At 36.0% G+C, this 13,671-nt stretch carries 14 protein-coding genes; 6 read left to right on the forward strand and 8 right to left on the reverse strand.

What is annotated here, in order from left to right:
* Nucleotides 1–8: 8 nt before the first annotated feature.
* The 6 genes from dnaJ to TAGGR_RS04505 form a co-directional block, all read right to left on the reverse strand.
* The gene (gene dnaJ / locus TAGGR_RS04480; RefSeq protein WP_059176149.1) at nt 9–1,106 is read right to left on the reverse strand and encodes a molecular chaperone DnaJ; all 1,098 of its coding nucleotides are present in this window, start codon (nt 1,104–1,106) and stop codon (nt 9–11) included.
* The gene (gene dnaK / locus TAGGR_RS04485) at nt 1,103–2,995 is read right to left on the reverse strand and encodes a molecular chaperone DnaK (RefSeq protein ID WP_059176150.1); all 1,893 of its coding nucleotides are present in this window, start codon (nt 2,993–2,995) and stop codon (nt 1,103–1,105) included. The genes dnaJ and dnaK overlap by 4 nt, the downstream gene beginning before the upstream one ends.
* 3 nt (nt 2,996–2,998) lie before the next feature.
* Nucleotides 2,999–3,628, reverse strand: coding sequence for a nucleotide exchange factor GrpE (gene grpE, locus TAGGR_RS04490; protein ID WP_059176151.1), 630 nt, complete (start codon nt 3,626–3,628; stop codon nt 2,999–3,001).
* 11 nt (nt 3,629–3,639) lie between these two features.
* Entirely contained in the window at nt 3,640–4,686 is a 1,047-nt protein-coding gene (gene hrcA / locus TAGGR_RS04495) for a heat-inducible transcriptional repressor HrcA (RefSeq protein WP_153000446.1), read from the reverse strand.
* Between the two features lie 71 nt (nt 4,687–4,757).
* Entirely contained in the window at nt 4,758–5,594 is an 837-nt protein-coding gene (speE, locus tag TAGGR_RS04500; RefSeq protein WP_059176153.1) for a polyamine aminopropyltransferase, read from the reverse strand.
* 9 nt (nt 5,595–5,603) lie between these two features.
* Nucleotides 5,604–6,698: a type III PLP-dependent enzyme gene (locus TAGGR_RS04505; RefSeq protein ID WP_236698898.1), complete on the reverse strand. Its 1,095-nt coding sequence runs from the start codon at nt 6,696–6,698 to the stop codon at nt 5,604–5,606.
* A 66-nt stretch (nt 6,699–6,764) separates the two neighbouring features.
* On the opposite strand from TAGGR_RS04505, the gene pheA reads away from it, so the two are divergent.
* The 5 genes from pheA to TAGGR_RS04530 all read left to right on the forward strand — a co-directional run bounded on the left by pheA (nt 6,765) and on the right by TAGGR_RS04530 (nt 12,331).
* Nucleotides 6,765–7,841 carry a prephenate dehydratase gene (gene pheA, locus TAGGR_RS04510; protein WP_059176155.1) on the forward strand — a complete coding sequence of 359 codons (1,077 nt, stop codon included), beginning with the start codon at nt 6,765–6,767 and terminating at the stop codon, nt 7,839–7,841.
* Nucleotides 7,842–7,905: 64 nt separating this feature from the next.
* The gene (gene hisC, locus TAGGR_RS04515) at nt 7,906–9,015 is read left to right on the forward strand and encodes a histidinol-phosphate transaminase (RefSeq protein ID WP_059176156.1); all 1,110 of its coding nucleotides are present in this window, start codon (nt 7,906–7,908) and stop codon (nt 9,013–9,015) included.
* 3 nt (nt 9,016–9,018) lie between these two features.
* Complete coding sequence (aroF, locus tag TAGGR_RS04520; protein ID WP_059176157.1) at nt 9,019–10,044, forward strand: 3-deoxy-7-phosphoheptulonate synthase; 1,026 nt, start codon at nt 9,019–9,021, stop codon at nt 10,042–10,044.
* Nucleotides 10,044–10,895 carry a prephenate dehydrogenase gene (locus TAGGR_RS04525; RefSeq protein WP_059176158.1) on the forward strand — a complete coding sequence of 284 codons (852 nt, stop codon included), beginning with the start codon at nt 10,044–10,046 and terminating at the stop codon, nt 10,893–10,895. Before aroF ends, TAGGR_RS04525 begins: the two co-directional genes overlap by 1 nt.
* Nucleotides 10,896–10,978: 83 nt before the next feature.
* Nucleotides 10,979–12,331: a deoxyribodipyrimidine photo-lyase gene (locus TAGGR_RS04530; protein ID WP_059176159.1), complete on the forward strand. Its 1,353-nt coding sequence runs from the start codon at nt 10,979–10,981 to the stop codon at nt 12,329–12,331.
* Between the two features lie 6 nt (nt 12,332–12,337).
* Here the strand turns inward: TAGGR_RS04530 and TAGGR_RS04535 are convergent, their stop codons facing one another.
* Nucleotides 12,338–12,523 carry a rubredoxin gene (locus TAGGR_RS04535; RefSeq protein WP_236698899.1) on the reverse strand — a complete coding sequence of 62 codons (186 nt, stop codon included), beginning with the start codon at nt 12,521–12,523 and terminating at the stop codon, nt 12,338–12,340.
* A gap of 119 nt (nt 12,524–12,642) precedes the next feature.
* Between TAGGR_RS04535 and TAGGR_RS04540 the strand changes: the two genes are divergently transcribed.
* Nucleotides 12,643–13,284: a peroxiredoxin gene (locus TAGGR_RS04540; protein ID WP_059176160.1), complete on the forward strand. Its 642-nt coding sequence runs from the start codon at nt 12,643–12,645 to the stop codon at nt 13,282–13,284.
* A gap of 9 nt (nt 13,285–13,293) precedes the next feature.
* Here the strand turns inward: TAGGR_RS04540 and TAGGR_RS04545 are convergent.
* On the reverse strand, nt 13,294–13,671 hold a 378-nt coding region (locus TAGGR_RS04545), incomplete at its 5' end, for a transposase (RefSeq protein WP_173636695.1).

Here is a 13,671-nt window from a genome sequence, read left to right on the forward strand (position 1 = left end):
GTATACCTCTACATTGAAAAAATGTCCTTTATCTTTTCTTTCAAACCCTTTGAAGTCTTTTTAATCTCTTCTCCAGATACCTTTGCAAACTCTTCAAGAAGTTCTCTCTGACGTTCATTGAGTTTCTTAGGTACATCAATATAAACAGTTACAATCTGGTCTCCTTTATGTGTACCCCCTACTCTTGGGAGTCCTTTGCCTTTGAGTTTAAACACTCTGCCTGAAGGAGTTCCTGGGGGTATCTCTATCTTTGCTTTACCATCAATCGTTGGAACTTCAATCTCTCCACCAAAAACTGCTCTCACAAATGAAATCGGAACTGAGCAATAAAGATTTATTCCTTCTCTTCTGAAGAACTCATGGTCCTTAACATCTACATAAATATAAAGATCACCTCTTGGACCTCCGAATTCACCTAGTTCTCCCTCACCTGTAACCTTTAATTTACTTCCTGATTCAACACCAGCTGGAATTTTAATTTTCAATTCCCTTTCTACCCTTACCTTACCTCTTCCAGAGCAATCAAAACAGGGATCTTTAATAATTTTTCCACTACCACCACATTTTGTACATGTTTTTGATACTGAGAAAAATCCCTGATTGTATCTGATATAGCCAGTGCCACCACAGGAGGAACATATAAGCGGTTCACTACCAGGTTTTATTCCGGAGCCACCACAGGTTTCGCATATTTCCCAGCGATAAAATCTGATATCTTTTTCAACTCCTTTAGCTACCTCTTCCAGCGTAATTGTAATATCATATCTTAAATCAGCACCCTTTTTGGGTCTATTTTTCGTGAATCCGAAACTCCCAAAAAATCCTTCAAATATATCTTCAAATATGTCTGTAAAGGTTGTATAACTCTCATATCCAAATCCTGAAGATACTCCTTCTGCTGTGCCATATCTATCATAGTTTGCTCTCTTTACAGGATCACTAAGACATGCGTAGGCTTCATTTATCTCTTTAAACTTTTCTTCAGCCTCTTTATTGCCTGGATTTAGATCGGGATGATACTGTCTTGCAAGGCGCCGGAACGCCTTTTTTATCTCTTCCTGAGAGGCGTCCCGGCTTACTCCAAGAATCTTGTAATAGTCTTTCATTTATTATCTTTATCCTCTACCTCAGCTTCAATTACATCTTCCTCTTTTTTGCTCTCGGAAGAAGCACCTGCCTGTGAGGTCCCTGCTCTTTTGTAGAGCTCTTCAGCTATTCGGTGAGAAGTTCTAGCAAGCTCCTCTACCGCAGCCTTTATTTCATTTACATCATTACTTGTATCCTTGACCTTACGGCATTTTTCAATTGCATCCTGTATCCTCTTCTTTTCATCTTCTGAAATTTTATCACCCATCTCTCTTAGTGTTTTTTCAACAGTGTATATCATGTTGTCAGCATCGTTTCTTGCCTCTGCAAGCTGTCTTTTACGCCTGTCTTCTTCTGCATGAGCTTCAGCTTCTCTAATCATTCTTTTAATTTCTTCCTCTGTTAGACCACTGGAAGCAGTAATCCTGATTGACTGTTCTTTTCCTGTAGCAAGATCTTTTGCAGAAACATGTAAAATTCCGTTAGCATCTATATCAAAAGTAACCTCTATCTGCGGAACTCCTCTTGGTGCAGGAGGAATTCCAACAAGTTCAAATACACCAAGAAGTTTATTGTCTGCAGCCATCTCTCTTTCACCTTGATATACCTTGATTGTAACAGCAGTCTGGTTATCAGTTGCGGTTGTAAATATTTGAGACTTTCTGGTTGGGATTGTTGTGTTACGCTCAATAATCTTTGTAAATACTCCACCAAGTGTTTCAATACCAAGAGACAGAGGAGTAACATCAAGAAGAAGAACTTCTTTTACCTCTCCCTTTAGAATCGCTGCCTGAATTGCTGCACCAATAGCAACAACTTCATCGGGATTAACGCCTTTGTGAGGCTCTTTTCCAAAGAATTCCTGAACAACTTTTTGCACTTTAGGAGTTCTTGTCTGTCCCCCAACAAGAATTACTTCATCTATCTGTGTTGGTGAAAGTCCTGCATCTTGGAGAGCTTTTCTACATGGTTCAAGACTCTTTTCTATTAAATCATCAACGAGCTGTTCAAACTTGGCACGGCTCAGTTTCATAAGTAGATGCTTTGGACCTGATGCATCGGCTGTTATAAATGGAAGATTTATCTCTGTTTCCATTGCAGAACTAAGCTCAATCTTTGCTCTTTCTGCAGCTTCTTTAAGTCTCTGAAGAGCCATTCTGTCTTTACGTAAATCAATCCCTTCCTGTTTTTTGAACTCTTCTATAAGCCAGTCCATAATTCTTATATCAAAGTCATCGCCACCGAGATAGGTATCTCCATTGGTAGCTCTAACTTCAATTACACCTTCTCCGATTTCAAGAATGGAGATATCAAAAGTACCACCACCAAGATCGTAAACTGCAATCTTTTCTTCTTTTTTCTTTTCCAGTCCATATGCCAAAGCTGCAGCAGTTGGCTCGTTGATAATTCTTAAAACATTCAATCCTGCAATTCTACCTGCATCCTTTGTTGCCTGACGCTGACTATCATCAAAATATGCAGGAACTGTAATTACTGCTTCTGTAACAGGCTCACCAAGATAGTCCTCTGCAGCTTGTTTGAGTTTCTGAAGAATCATAGCTGATATCTCAGGTGGAGAGTATCTTTTACCCATTATTTCCACATGAGCATCTCCATTTGGAGCTTCTACAATTTTATAGGGAAGTCTCTTTTTTGCCTCCTGTACTTCGGGAGAGTTATATTTTCTACCCATCAATCTTTTTATGGAAAAAATTGTATTTTCAGGATTGGTTATTGCCTGTCTTTTTGCAACCTGTCCAACCAATCTTTCTCCCTTATCAGTAAAAGCTACCACAGAAGGTGTTGTTCTCTGTCCTTCCTGATTTGGTATTACAACCGGTTCACCACCTATTACAACGGCAACAACAGAGTTTGTTGTTCCAAGGTCTATTCCTATTGCTTTTCCCATTGTTTAATCCTCCTTTTTAGTTGTGTCTTGAGCACCCGAAGGGTGCATGCCCTCCTCTGAAGGCTTTACTTTACGAGAAACAGCTACCAAAGGTTCTCTTAGTAGCTTATTTTTATACATATATCCTTTCCTTAACTCCTCTACAACTATGTTATCATCAACATCTGTTGTTTCCACTGTAGAGACTGCGTGATGCAACTCTGGATTAAAGACCTGTCCAACAGTTTCCATTTGCTTTAATCCGTATTTTTCTAATATTCGCAGAAATTCCTTAAGAGCATTTTCAACTCCTTTCTTTAAACTTTCAAGCCATTGAGAATTCAATCCATCTGATGCATGTTTTATGGCTAATTCAAAATTATCTATAACTGGAAGCAAATCTTTAATAAGCTTTTCATTGGCATAGTTTATTAATTCGTCTCTTTCCTTTTGAACCATTTTTTTATAATTCTCAAACTCAGCATATAGTCTCAAATACTTGTTTTTTTGTTGATCTAATTCATTTTGAAGATTTTCAATGATATCCCTTGGTTTGTCTTCAATTGCTGCACCTTCATAGGAAATCTCTTCAGATTTTTTACTTTCTTGTATTTCATCTTTATCACTCATCTCATCTTTTCTTACTTCTTCCATTTCTCCACCTCCTAATCTGAAAGCGTTCTTGTTAATGACCTTGCAAAGGCATTAACTAACATGATTGCTCTTTGATAATTCATTCTTTTAGGACCAACCAGAGCAATAACACCGAGTGATTTATCCTTTTCTTTATATGGTGAAGCGACTATACTAAAATTTCTTAGTTCTTCCAATGGATTCTCCTCTCCTATAATAATCTTTACTTCCTCTTGTTCTGAGATATTTTCAAAGAGTTTTAACAGAATATGTTTATTCTGAATTGTCTTCGCAACTTCTCTAAGTCTTTCAATATCAGAAAAATCAGGCAAATGCATTATCTGATAGAATCCTGATACATAAACATCTTCTATTGAAAAATATAGAGCTTCCTGACACATCCTTAAAATCTTCGTAATCAGTTTATCCCAGAAAAGCTTTTCTTTTTTTATCCTGACAATGAGGTCTTCTCTTATTTCATCTATGGTTTTTCCCTGATAGTTTCTATTCACAAAATCAGCCAGGCTATTAAGTTCATTCTGGGTTATTTCTGGATAAGCTTTTATGATTTTATTTTTTACAATACCTTTATCATTAACAACAACTGCTATAACAAGATCATCTTTAAATTTAATGAAATCTACTCTATGCAATGCGGTTTTTTCTGTAGCTGGCAAAACAGCTAAACCTAAATAATGGGTAGCCTGAGATAAACTTTGAGTTGCTTCCGAAAAAAGTAAATTCATATTGTTTCTTAGTTTTTTCAACTTTTTTGTTAAGCTTTCTATGAATTTTTTAATTTCGTTAGAGTGAGCAGTCAGAGCTTCCTCAACTATATAGTCCACATAAAATCTATATGCTCTGTCTGTAGGGACTCTTCCTGCTGAAGTGTGTGGCTGAAAAAGAAAGCCAGCATCTTCCAAGTCTGACATTATATTTCTTATAGTTGCAGAACAAACATCAAATCCATATTTTTTCATAATATAGCGCGAACCAACAGGTTCTGGTTTTTCAATATAACTCTCTACAACCGCATACAATACCTTTTTAGTTCTCTCATCAAACATAAATTTTTCCATTTTAGCACTCTCCATGTTTAAGTGCTAACATTTAAAAATTATCATGAAACTCTTAAAAAAGTCAAATACTTTTACCAGTCAAGCTGTTTATTTAAAAGTTTTTTATAAATATCGCGGGGCAGAAAACAACTTTTGTGTAACTCTTCTGTATAGAGCTTTGTAGAAACTTTCACAGGTTTTCTTATCTCACGGGGGTCTAAAGATTTTGAACCAACAGAAAAACTCCACCAGTTTCCTGCATAGGTAGCAATAGAGGCAGTATAAAGGTCAACAATAGGAAAAATAAGTTTCATAGAGTTTTGGACTTCGTATACGAGCTCTTTGTGAAAGATAAGGGACTCTGATAGTGTTACAAACATTCCATTTTTTGTTAAAGCATCTCTTACTGATTTAAAAAACTCAACTGTAAAAAGACTTTTGGCAAAACCTATTATATCAGTAGAGTCAACAATTATGACATCAAGAGTTTCATTCATTTCTTTTATAAACTCTGCGCCATCCATACATCTGATCTCTACTCTTGGATCATCTATAGAGCAGGAAACAGAGGGAAAGAATTTTTTTGATGTATTTATTACTTCTTCATCAATTTCTATGAAATAAAGTTTTTCTACACAGTCATGCTTAAGAACCTCTCTTACTGCACCACCATCTCCACCTCCTATAACTGCAACTGTCTTTGCCTCTGGATGAGCATGCATAACAACATGTGTCAACATCTCGTGATATATGAACTCATCTCTTTCGGTAAGTTGAACGACACCATCAAGTACAAGAATTTTCCCAAAATAAGGATTTTCAAAAACCATTATTTCCTGGAACTTGCTTTTCCCTTTGTAAAGAACCTTTTCCACATCATACACATACTGTATTGGAGCATAAGGGTCCTTCTCGAAAAATTTAATCATGGTATCCTCCTAAATTAAAAATGTTTTTGGTATGGAAAATCCATTGAATTCTGAAGCATAGGATATTGTATATGCTCCAGCAGCAAGAATAAGTATAAGACTTCCCACATCTGGTTCAGGAAGCAAAACTTCCTTGTCTATGACATCAAAGCTATCACAGCTTGGACCTGCAATTGTCCAGTGCTTTTCCTCTCCTCTGCTTCCAACTATATACTGATATTTAATTCCTCCTATGCTTTCCATCAATCCATTAAAAACGCCAACATCTATATAAAGCCAATTCTCATTTCCCCTTTTAGCTTTACCAATAATTCTTGAGACAAAAACTCCTGCATCTCCAACAACCGCTCTTCCGGGTTCAATGAAAATGTCGGTATCAGGAAAATACTCTTCAAGAAGTGCATTAATCTTAGCTTCTATTGTCTCTATTGGAGGTACTTTCTTTGTATATTCAATGGGATATCCGCCTCCAATATTAAGCATTTTTATCTCAATGCCTGCTTTTTTAGCAAGCTCTTTTACCTGTCTTGCTTTATCTATTGCAGTGTGCCAGTTGTAAATATTGCTACATTGGGATCCTACATGAAAGGTTATACCTACAGGCTCAAGTCCTTTCTGTTTCGCATATATGAGTAACTCTACAGCTTCTTCTATCTCAACTCCAAATTTTTTACTCAATGGCCATTCACTGCCTTCGTTTGGGACAGAAAGTCTTACATAAACTTTTTTATTCGGCGCATATCTTGCCATTTTTTCAACTTCTGCTTGAGAATCAAAGGCATAGTAGTCAATTCCATATTTTACTGCTTCTTTAAGAAACTTAAATGTCTTTATTGGATTGCTTGTTATTATTCTCTGAGGATTAACATTAAGTTGACTCAAAATTGCAAGCTCTCCTTCAGAAGCTATCTCAAAGCCTATGTTGAAGTTATTCAGATATTTAATAACCTCTATGTCTGGATTGGCTTTTACTGCGTAGAAGACCTTTGAGTTTTTAATTCCTTTTCCAATTAGTGATATTTTCTCTTTTAAAGTTTCCCTATCAACAAGAAGATAAGGAGGTTCATCATCGTGAGAGGCTATCCAGTTTAATACTCTATCCATCAAATCCTGCTTTTCCATGATTTTAAAATTTTATCATATTCTGTATATTCTGTGATAGAATAAAAAATGGTAGATGAAAAATTGAGGAAGTTAAGGGACACAATTGATAAAATTGATGTAGAAATTCTGAGACTTTTAAATGAAAGAGCTAAAATTGCCATAGAAATAGCAGAAACCAAAAAGGCAAAAGGCCTTTCTTTTTATGATCCCGTTAGGGAAAAAAGTGTAATAGATAAAATTATAAAACTAAATAAAGGTCCTTTCTCTGATGAGGTGATTAAAACTCTCTTTAGAGAGATTCTCTCAGCCACACTGGCACTTCAGGAATCACAAAAAATAGCCTATCTTGGTCCTGAAGGAACATTCACTCATCTTGCAGCGATAAAGTATTTTGGAAGCTTTGCACGGTTTGAACCAGGAGACAGCATTAAAAGCATATTTGAATCAGTTGAAAAGGGATTGTCAAAATTCGGCGTTGTTCCAATTGAAAACTCAAATGAGGGCACTGTTACATATACTCTTGATATGTTCATGCAGTATGAAGTAAAAATATCAGGAGAGATAATAATCCCTATAACCCTTCACCTTCTTTCCCGTAGTGGGCAAAGAGAAAAAATAAAGAAAATTTACTCTCATCCTCATGCAAGAGCTCAATGCAGAGAGTGGCTAAACAAAAACATGCCTAATATTCCTGTTTATGATGTCGCATCAACAGCAGAGGCAGCAAGACAAGCCTGTATTGATGAAGAAATTGCAGCAATTGCAAGTGAGTTTGCCTCTCAGATTTATGGACTTAAGTTTGTTGCCAAACATATAGAAGACTATAAAAACAACTATACAAGGTTTTTTGTTATCGGAAAAAGTTTTCCAGGTAAGACAGGCTCCGATAAAACCTCAATAATGTTTTCTCTTCAGGACAAGCCCGGTGCCCTTTACAATGCTTTAAAGCCCTTCAAAGATGCAAATATAAATCTTACAAAAATAGAGTCCCGTCCAGCAAAGATGCGTAAGTGGGAGTACATATTCTTTGTCGATTTTACAGGACATATAGAAGATGAAGAGGTAATAAAAACTCTTGAAAAAGTCAAAGATTACTGTATAGAGCTTGTTCATCTCGGCTCATATCCAATGTTTGAACATTGAACCTTGAACTTTGAATCGCCCATTAGGGCGGGTGAATTACCCGTAAGGGTGCGGAGGAGGCTTTATGATTAAACCTTTGCCGTATGTGCAGAAAATTCAACCATACATTCCGGGAAAACCCATTAAAGAGGTCGAAAGAGAACTCGGGATAAAACAATGCATTAAACTTGCCTCCAATGAAAATCCTCTTGGTCCTTCACCAAAAGTAGTTGAAGCTATCAGAGAGTTTCTATCAAATCCTGTAGAGCTTGCAAGATATCCAGAGGGAAGTGGTTTCTACCTTAAAAACGCTTTGTGTGAACTTTTTACTAAAAAAGGAGTAAAAATTACCCATGATGAGATTATTCTCGGAAATGGCTCAAATGAACTTATTGATATTGCAGTAAAAACATACATAGGACCTGGCGATGAGGCAGTTATGGCAACACCCTCTTTTGTTGTTTATGCTATGAGTGTAACTGCACAGGGAGGTATTCCAAAAGAAATACCTCTTAAAGACTGGAGGCATGACCTTGATGCTATGCTTAATGAGATAACAGAAAGAACAAAAATTGTATTCATAGCCAATCCAAATAATCCAACAGGTACAATGAACTATGCTGAAGAGTTTGATAGATTCATGAAAGCTCTTCCAGAAGACATACTTGTTGTTGTAGATGAAGCCTACTATGAATATGTTACAGAACCTGAATATCCTGACACTCTAAACTATTTTAAAGAAGGCAAAGATATAATGATTTTAAGAACCTTCTCAAAAGCCTACGGATTAGCATCTTTGAGAATTGGTTATGGAATTGCAAAAAAAGAAATCATTACAGAGATGAATAGAATAAGGGAACCTTTCAATACAAACACCATAGCTCAGATTGCTGCTGAAGCTGCTTTGAAAGATGAAGAACATTTAAATAAAGTTCTGGCAATCAACGAAAAAGGCAAACAATATCTCTATTCTGAGCTTGATAAAATAAAAGAAATTCAGTATCTTCCCACTCAAACAAACTTTATTTATATAATCCTGCCTGAAAGCATTTCATCTAAGGAAGTTTTTGACTATCTTCTCAGACAGGGAGTTATTGTTAGACCTGTGGGACCTCATCAAATAAGAGTAACCATAGGTTTGCCAGAAGAAAATAAAGCTTTTATTGAAGCATTAAAAAAATTTTTAGGAGGTTGAAATATGGATATCATTGTATTAAGACCTGATGTAAGCGAAGAGCAGATTGAAAGAATTGTAAAAAAACTTGAAGCAAAGGGTCTAAAACCGCACGTCTCAAAGGGAACAGAGAGAACAATAATTGGAGTAATTGGAGATACTTCAAAGGTAACAGAAGACGAGGAAAATGCTATAAGAGCAATACCAGGGGTTGAGGATGTTGTAAGAATTCTCAAGCCTTACAAACTGGCAAGCAGAGATTTCAAAAAGACTGACACAGTAATTCAAGTGGACGATTTACAGATTGGAGGTAAAAAGGTTCATGTTGCAGCTGGTCCCTGTGCTGTTGAGAACAGAGTTACACTGCTTGATATAGCTGAAAAAGTTAAGGCTTCTGGAGCTTCATTTTTAAGAGGTGGTGCATTTAAACCCCGCACATCGCCCTATTCATTCCAGGGGCTTGGAATTGAAGGACTCAATTATCTCAAAGAAGCAAAAGAAAAAACAGGACTTCCAATAATAAGTGAGATAATGGATCCAAGAGACATAGATGTAATGATTGATTATGTCGATATTCTTCAGATTGGTACAAGAAATATGCAGAATTTTAAACTTCTTATGGAAGTAGGTTCAGTTGACAAACCAGTGTTACTTAAAAGAGGAATGTCTGCAACAATAAAAGAACTTCTTATGGCTGCAGAGTATATTCTTTCAAGAGGAAATGAAAAAGTGATACTCTGTGAGAGAGGAATCAGAACCTTTGAGACTGCTACAAGAAATACCCTTGACCTTAGCGCTGTTCCACTCCTTAAGTCACTCAGTCACTTACCAGTGGCAGTTGATCCAAGTCATGGGGTTGGAAAGCGCGACCTTGTTACACCAATGGCAGTTGCTGCAGTTGCAGCAGGTGCGGACATGCTATTGATTGAGGTTCATACAAATCCTGAAGAAGCTCTCTCTGATGGTGAGCAATCCCTTACCCCAGAGCAGTTTAAAGAGATGATGAAAAAAGTCAAGGCTGTAGCAGAAGCTGTTGGCAGGGAAGTTTAATGGAGGATGGATTTAATACCGTATCAATTATTGGAGTCGGATTAATCGGAGGCTCCTTAGCTTTAGCGTTAAAAGGAAGAAACTTAGTTAATAAAATCATCGGATTTGGAAGAAATAAGGAAAGACTAAAGAGAGCTTGTGAACTCGGCATAATAGATAGCTACACTGACTCACTTAAAGAGGTCTGTGAGGCAGAGCTTATTGTTATTGCAACACCTCTGGGAGTATTCGAGGAAATCACATCAGAAATGGCTCCTTATCTTAAAAAAGGCACAGTGGTTACAGATGTAGGCAGTGTAAAGGAGGCAGTAGTCAATAAACTTGAGAAAATCATGCCACAGGGAGTTTACTTTGTTGGAACACATCCTATTGCTGGTTCGGACAGAGCAGGATTTGAGCATGCAAGAGAAGACCTTTTTGAGGGATCAAGAGTAATTATTACTCCTACAGAAAATACTAATAAATCGGCCGTTGAAAAAATAGCAAAACTATGGACTAAAACAGGTGCATCTGTTGAGTTCATGAGCCCAGCAGAACATGACAGAATTTATGCACTCGTAAGTCATCTTCCCCATTTAGTCTCATTTTGTCTTGTAAATACTGTTTCAGAGATGGATAAAAACTTCATAAAGTATTCAGGCTCTGGATTTAAAGACACAACAAGAATTGCCAGAAGCTCTTCAGAGGTCTGGGCGGATATTTTTATGATGAATGAGAAAAATATTTTGCATTGCCTTGAAATTTTTTTAAAAAAGATTGATGAGATAAAGAAGATGCTTTCTGAAAGAGAAATTGAAAAGATCAAAAAATTTATAGAAGAAGCAAATCAGTTGAGGCAAAAAATCGATTGAAAATAAAGTTACAACTGCCATATTATCAAGACTTTTTGTTAGTTTAGTGATTGTGTGAAATAAGTATATCAGGATTAAACTACGTGTTTGAGGGAAGAGTTAAAAAAATTAATGATCGTGAAGATAAAAAGGATGGAAAATTTGTTCTTTACTGCATGGAAGTTTCTCAGAGAGAAGACTTCAATCATAGCTTAGAGTTTGCCATAGAAAAAGCCAATTCCCTAAGCAAGCCAGTCATAGTTGCCTTTTTCATAACTGATAAGTATAGATACTCAAATCAGAGATATTACAGATTTATGCTTGAGGGAATACTAAAAACAAAAGAGAAAGTAGAAAAAAGAGGAATAAAATTTATAATAAGAAAACAGAGTTTCATAGAAGGATGCCTGGATATTGGTAAAAACTCAGCCTGTATAGTTTTAGATAGAAACTATCTTAAAACTCAGAGAAACTGGCGAATAGAAGTGGCAAAAAAGTCAGATGTGGCAGTTTATGAAGTCGAAAGTGATGTTTTAGTGCCAATTGAGACTATAGCCACTCAACAGATTCCTTATGCTTATATCTACAGAAAAAAAATATATGAAATTTTAGAAAATTTTTTAAAACCTCTCGATAAAATTGAACCAAAGATTAATTCCCTCGATCTCGATATTGAAGGGCTACAGTTAGATAATTTGGAAGAAATCCTAAACATGTTAAATATAGATAAAACAGTTTCAACTGTAGAAAAGTACTTTGTAGGTGGCAGTGATGAGGCTGAAAAGAGGTTGAAAATATTTATAGAAAGAAAACTACCCAAATACAGAGAGTTTAGATCTGATCCCACAAAAGATTACACCTCAAACTTAAGCCCCTATCTGCATTTCGGACAGATATCTCCATTGAAAATAGCCTTAGAAGTTTTAAGGTTTTATGACAGAGAAGATGAAAATGTAAAATCATTTTTTGATGAACTGATAATTTGGAGAGAGCTTGCAAGAAATTTCTGCTGGTATAATCCTTTTTATAATCAATATGAGGGAATACCAGATTGGGCAAAAAAGACTTTACAGGAACACAAAAGAGATTATAGGGAGTATGAATACAATTTAGAAGACTTTGAGCAAGCAAAAACTCACGATCCTTACTGGAATGCAGCACAGAAGGAACTTCTTAAGACAGGGAAAATACATAACTACATGAGAATGTACTGGTGCAAAAAGATAATAGAGTGGACATCTGAGCCGAAAAACGCTTTTGATATTGCCTGCTATCTCAATGATAAGTATGGTTTAGACGGTAGAGATCCAAATGGATATCTTGGAATATCCTGGTGTTTCGGTAACTTTGATAGACCCATGCAAGAAAGAAAAATTTTTGGCAAAATTCGTTATATGAGCGATAAAGGATTGGAGAGAAAGTTTAGTATCGCCGATTATGTAAAAAAATACCTTTAAGAATTCTTAATAACCAAGCATTGGATTAAATATTTTTTTATTTGCTCCACAGAGAGGACAAACCCAGTCTTCAGGCAAATCTTCAAAGGGAACTCCAGGCGGGATTTTCCCCTTTTTGTCTCCTTTTTGAGTATCATAAATATATCCACATCTTCCACAGACATAAGGAATCATCTTCTTGTCATTGTCCATCTTTTCTTCTCCTCTTTTGTATTTTTTAAATAATAACATTAGCATCTTATAAAATTCAATATTGACTTTTAATTAATTTTATATTATAATTTTTATAAAATATAATTGGAGGTGGAGAAATGGAAATTAGGATGCCATTATTAGGAGAAAAAATTGAAAGCAGAAAAGTTAAAACAACGCACGGAATCATTAACTTCCCTGAAGATTATAAGGGCAAGTGGGTTGTGTTATTCAGTCATCCCGCAGACTTTACACCAGTTTGTACTACAGAGTTTGTTGCATTTCAGAAAAGAGCTGAAGAATTCAAAAAGCTAAACTGTGAGTTAATTGGTCTCTCAATTGATCAGGTATTTTCTCATATCAAATGGGTTGAATGGATTAAGGAAAAGCTTGGTGTAGAGATAACATTTCCAATCATTGCAGACGATATGGGAGAGGTAGCAAAATCATTTGGCATGATAAGTCCAGCTAAGGGGACAAACACTATAAGAGCTGTATTTATAATCGATCCAAATAGTATATTAAGACTTGTTCTTTACTACCCTCAGGAGGTTGGAAGAAACATAGATGAAATTGTTAGAGTTGTAAAGGCTTTGCAAACATCTGATGCAAATAAAGTTGCTATTCCTGCAGGCTGGCCCAACAATGAACTTATTGGAGATAAAGTTATCATTCCTCCTGCATCTGATGTTAAAACAGCTCAAGAAAGGACCAAACAATACGAATGCTACGATTGGTGGTTTTGCTATAAGAAGCTGTAAAGGGTAATGTCAATAATTTTGTGTAAATTCATAAATAGGTGTATTCCTCCATTTTTCGTTTAAATGGCTTATCACTGCAAAAATTATTCTTTCAATACTTTCAACATTATTAAAACAACTCATAGTTCTCGTTCTTCGCCTTACTTCCCTAAATGCCCTCTCTATTATGTTTGTTGTTCTTAACTTCTTCCATAAACTCTTCGGAGTCTTGTAAAAAGCTGTCAATTGCTCCCAGTTCTTCCTTATACACTCTACTGCTTTAGGATAAAGTCTACCCCACTTGCTCTCCCATAACTGAAAGTTTCTCTTTGCCTCTCTTAAATTCTCTGCACTATATATTTTCTTAGCTTCAAAAAGACATTCCTTTTCATCTTTCTTTCTAAGATA

The sequence above is a fragment of the Thermodesulfovibrio aggregans genome (assembly GCF_001514535.1).
Lineage (GTDB): Bacteria > Nitrospirota > Thermodesulfovibrionia > Thermodesulfovibrionales > Thermodesulfovibrionaceae > Thermodesulfovibrio > Thermodesulfovibrio aggregans.

Excerpts from the sequence above, each read along its gene's own strand:
- dnaJ (WP_059176149.1), bottom strand. The coding sequence starts at position 1,106 with ATGAAAGACTATTACAAGATTCTTGGAGTAAGCCGGGACGCCTCTCAG.
- dnaK (WP_059176150.1), bottom strand. The coding sequence starts at position 2,995 with ATGGGAAAAGCAATAGGAATAGACCTTGGAACAACAAACTCTGTTGTT.
- grpE (WP_059176151.1), bottom strand. The coding sequence starts at position 3,628 with ATGGAAGAAGTAAGAAAAGATGAGATGAGTGATAAAGATGAAATACAA.
- hrcA (WP_153000446.1), bottom strand. The coding sequence starts at position 4,686 with ATGGAAAAATTTATGTTTGATGAGAGAACTAAAAAGGTATTGTATGCG.
- speE (WP_059176153.1), bottom strand. The coding sequence starts at position 5,594 with ATGATTAAATTTTTCGAGAAGGACCCTTATGCTCCAATACAGTATGTG.
- TAGGR_RS04505 (WP_236698898.1), bottom strand. The coding sequence starts at position 6,698 with ATGGATAGAGTATTAAACTGGATAGCCTCTCACGATGATGAACCTCCT.
- pheA (WP_059176155.1), top strand. The coding sequence starts at position 6,765 with ATGGTAGATGAAAAATTGAGGAAGTTAAGGGACACAATTGATAAAATT.
- hisC (WP_059176156.1), top strand. The coding sequence starts at position 7,906 with ATGATTAAACCTTTGCCGTATGTGCAGAAAATTCAACCATACATTCCG.
- aroF (WP_059176157.1), top strand. The coding sequence starts at position 9,019 with ATGGATATCATTGTATTAAGACCTGATGTAAGCGAAGAGCAGATTGAA.
- TAGGR_RS04525 (WP_059176158.1), top strand. The coding sequence starts at position 10,044 with ATGGAGGATGGATTTAATACCGTATCAATTATTGGAGTCGGATTAATC.
- TAGGR_RS04535 (WP_236698899.1), bottom strand. The coding sequence starts at position 12,523 with ATGGACAATGACAAGAAGATGATTCCTTATGTCTGTGGAAGATGTGGA.
- TAGGR_RS04540 (WP_059176160.1), top strand. The coding sequence starts at position 12,643 with ATGGAAATTAGGATGCCATTATTAGGAGAAAAAATTGAAAGCAGAAAA.